This is a genomic window from Corynebacterium sp. (genome assembly GCF_030530965.1).
Classification (GTDB): Bacteria; Actinomycetota; Actinomycetes; order Mycobacteriales; family Mycobacteriaceae; genus Corynebacterium.
In genome coordinates this window covers 4,032-8,079 of sequence record NZ_JAUMTY010000057.1, presented here as the reverse complement: position 1 = coordinate 8,079, position 4,048 = coordinate 4,032, and the positions used below count along the sequence as shown (strand labels likewise).

Below are 4,048 nucleotides of genomic sequence, written 5' to 3'. Positions count from 1 at the left end.
TTCAACGCGATGCCACCCCTGCACCATCGGGCACCCGGCGCGGCGGCCGCCATGATCACGGCCGCGAAAAAGTTCCCCGGGCGGGTGTTTGTCGAGCTCATTGCCGACGGCGTCCACCTCCACAACGGGACCGTCGACATGGTCACGGAGTCGCTCCCCGACTCGGCGTTCTTCATTACCGACGCGATGGAAGCCGCGGGGAAGGCTGACGGGTCCTACGTGCTGGGGGCGTTGGCCGTCACGGTGGCCGATGGTGTGGCTCGATTAACGACGACTGACGGGTCGGTGGGGTCGATCGCCGGCGGGACTTCGACGCTGTTCGACCAATTCGTTCGGGCAGTTCAGCGCGGGTTCGATCCGGCGGATGCGGTGAGGTTCACGAGCGCGACGGCTGGACGCGTGCTCGAGTTTGGGCATGAGGAGTCGGGTGGTGGTTCCTCTGGTGACGCCAGCAGCGCTGTCCCCTCCTCGGCCGCCGGCACCTCGGCTGGCCACTTAACGGTTGGAGCTCCCGCCGATTTTGTCGTCGTGGATCCGAACTTCCAGCTCCGCGAGGTCTACGCCGCTGGGCAAGCGCTACACGTATGCGAGGGTGAAACCGAGTCGGCGCGCTAGTTCTCTGACCCGGCGCGTTTCTACGCGGGCGACTTCATCGGCCGGACGTTGGGCGTCGAGCGTCGGCAAGAAAAAGCCCCGCGTAAAGCGTCGGCAGGAAAATAAAACGAGAAAATCATTCACATCGTTAAGAAAAACAACCAACGAGAAAGGGATAACAAAGAGTCATGGAAATTGTCATTCGCAAAACACCCGAGCAAGTAAGCCTTCAAGCTGCCGATATCCTTGAACCCTACGTCTCCGAAGGTGCCACACTCGGGTTGGCCACGGGATCGACGCCACTAGGCACGTATCAAGAATTGATTCGTCGGCATAACGAATCCGGGCTATCTTTTGCTAACAACCAAGCTTTTCTTCTCGACGAATACGTTGGCCTCCCCCGCGACCACGAACAGTCGTACTACCGAACGATTCGTCGCGAATTCACCGAGCACATCGACATCAAAGATGAAGCCGTGTCATCGCCGGACGGCCTGGCCGACAACATTGACGAAGCCGGGCGCGCGTACGACGAGCGCATTCGCAACGCGGGCGGCGTCGACATTCAAATTCTCGGGATCGGGACCGACGGGCACATCGGGTTCAACGAACCCGGCAGTTCGCTTAACTCACCAACGAGGTTGAAAACGCTGCACCCGCAAACCGTGAGCGACAACGCGCGATTCTTCGACAGCGAGGACGACGTGCCGCGGCACGTGCTCACCCAGGGGCTCGGGACGATCCAACACGCGCGCCACCTGCTACTTCTGGCCACGGGCAAAAACAAGGCCGCCGCCGTTCAAGCGCTGGCGGAGGGGCCGGTGAGTGCGTCGTGCCCCGCGAGTGTTCTGCAGCTTCACCCGCACGCGACCGTCATTATCGACGAAGCGGCCGCCACCTGCCTCGAGCACAAGGAGTACTACATCTTCGCGGAGAAGAATAAGCCCGAGTGGCAGCGGTACTAGGGGTGGGGTGGTGATTCTCCGACCCGGAGAATGGACCCTCGCCTGAAGGGATCGGGCAGATTCGGGAGGACCCGGATAAATTCGGGCGCCGATCAGACGTCGGCGGATCACGCGCCGGGCAGCACGACCGATAATAAAAGGCCATGTATGGGCCCTGCTCCGGAAAACTGCGGGGGCATATGGCTCCCGTAGAAAACTGTGGGGGTATATGGGCGAAAAATGGCCAAAAATTGGCCATATCCCCCAGCAGTTTTCACAACCGACCCCGATATAGCCCCGCACTTTTCTTAGGTACCGCGGTTGCGCCGTCGAAACAGCTCCCGAACATGCCCTACCGTGGCAAAACCCCAGGTCACGGGAGCACACCAGATCACTGGGGAAAGCGGGTGCACGGCAAAAGCAGTGCACCCCCACAAAACACAACCCCTTACAGCATCCCCACGTCTTTCAGCACTTTTTCGATGGCTTTCACGTTGTCACCCTCGAGCGCCGCGACAGGGTTCGGCATCTGGTTGCTCTCAAACACGCCGAGCAGCTTCATCGCCGTCTTGAACGCACCAACCCCGGCACCGAATCCGCTCACCCCGTCGGTCACCATGACGATGCGCATCAGACGCGCTGCCTCTTCCTGCGCCTCGCGAACACCCTTCCAGTCGTCGTTCTGGAACGCCTTCCATTGCCGCACGTAAACCTCGGGGTTGACGTTGGCCAATCCGGGGACGGAACCGTCGGCACCCGCAAGATAGGCGCCATCGACAACCACTTCGTGCCCGGTGAGCAGCTGGAGGGGGTGCCCGGCGTCTTCGTTGTCTTGAATGAGGAACCGGAAGCTGACGTCGTCGCCCGACGAGTCCTTCACCCCGGCGAGCACGCCGTCCTTGCCCAGGCGGACCAGCATGTCGACGGGGAGCTTGGTGTGGACGCAGACCGGGATATCGTAGGCGAATAGCGGCAGGTCAACGGCCTCGTGGATGAGGCGGAAGTGCTGCTCGACCTCGGCCATCCCGCCGAGTGCGTAGAACGGGGCAGTGGCGACGATGGCGTCGGCGCCGAGTTTTTGGGCGCGACGGGCGTGCTCGATGACGCGCTCGGTTTCGGTGTCGATGCAGCCGACGAGGACGGGGACACGGCCGGCGACCTCCTCGATCGCGGCTTTGACGATTTCGTCGCGACGCTCGTCTGTGGAGAACGCGACCTCGCCGGAGGAGCCGAGGAAGAACAGGCCGTTGACGCCGGCGTCGATGAGGCGCTCGATGTTGCGGTTGAAGCTGGGGCGGTCGAATGTGCGGTCCTCGGTCAGCGGCGTGACGACCGGTGGGATAACTCCGCGGAATATCGAACTCATGGGGAAACTCCTTAGAAATGTTTTTAGATTCGATGAATGTTTGGTGGATGTGGTGTGGGGACCGGGGTGAGGGGGTTCGGGGCCCGAGCCATGCGCAGCACGGTGCGCGACGGCCACGTTGTGTACCTATCGCGCCCAACCCCTCCCACTTACCTAGCTAATCGACATGTGCGCTACCACCGTGCTTCTGTAGCTCGGGCCCAAACCAGCTGAGCGGAATCTGCGTCAGATACAACCCCTGCCACTCGTTTTCCCAGAGCAATCCGATTTTCCCATTCGGGAGGTACGTCATGGATTGGTACACGTAATGACCCGGGTTGAAGGTGCGCGCTATCGGCCATGTCCTGCCCTCGTCCGTCGAGACCCGGAGCACCCCGTTCCCACGGTAAGGCATCAATTGAGAAGCATTGGCGAACACATAAAGTGGCGCCCCACCACTCCCCGCACCCCCACCACGACCATCAATCGCGATCGCATTAGGCTGCGAGAAAATCTCCGGGATATCCGGGTGGTAGGTGACCTCTCCCCAGGTTTCCCCACCATCCTCGGATATCGCCGTGGCCACGCGCCCGGACGGGTGCTGGTTCCGCATGAGAACCATGAGCTTTCCGTCCTTGAGCTCCACCAAGGTGGACTCGTGCGTGGACGCTTCGTCGTCGGCAAGTGTGCGCGAATCGATGGTCGTCCCTTTGAAAAGCCGACCATCATTCGGGGAAGCGCCACGGTGCCACGTCTCGCCATGGTCATCGGAGTAGATCACCGCGCAGGAAAAGTGCTTCGGGTTGTCGCCGGAGTAGTACACGGGGATCACGAGCCGGCCCGCGTGCTCGCCATGATGGAGCTGCACGCCGGTGCCAGGCGACGTCCCGAGGAACGCCATCCACTCCTCTTTGACCTGGTGGTTGATCAACTCGGGCGCGGACCACGTTGCGCCCTCATCGTCGCTGGTCACATGCACAATGTACGAGGTCCGGAGGGTCAGCAGCGTCTGATTCGGATCCTCGCCATCGGCCAGGTAAATATTCCCCGCTGGTTGCCCGGCGCGGGTTACCCAGCCTTCATTGTCGACGCTGAACTCGGTGGCCTTCCCATCTTCAGTGACGACGGAACCATCGGCATTGAGCACGTACGTCGCGGGTGAAGA

General features: G+C 61.5%; 3 protein-coding genes and 1 pseudogene. 2 read left to right on the top strand and 2 right to left on the bottom strand.

Annotated features, from left to right (window positions below; genetic code table 11):
* Positions 1-351: pseudogene (locus Q3981_RS10460) on the top strand (N-acetylglucosamine-6-phosphate deacetylase); the annotation flags it as partial.
* A 431-nt stretch (positions 352-782) separates the two neighbouring features.
* Positions 783-1,559 carry a glucosamine-6-phosphate deaminase gene (nagB, locus tag Q3981_RS09195; RefSeq protein WP_012732472.1) on the top strand — a complete coding sequence of 259 codons (777 nt, stop codon included), beginning with the start codon at positions 783-785 and terminating at the stop codon, positions 1,557-1,559.
* Between the two features lie 427 nt (positions 1,560-1,986).
* Here the strand turns inward: nagB and Q3981_RS09190 are convergent, their stop codons facing one another.
* Positions 1,987-2,904, bottom strand: a complete 918-nt coding sequence (locus tag Q3981_RS09190; protein WP_303125524.1) for a dihydrodipicolinate synthase family protein — start codon at positions 2,902-2,904, stop codon at positions 1,987-1,989.
* 157 nt (positions 2,905-3,061) lie between these two features.
* The coding region (locus Q3981_RS09185; protein ID WP_303125522.1) for an exo-alpha-sialidase at positions 3,062-4,048 on the bottom strand (987 nt) is incomplete at its 5' end.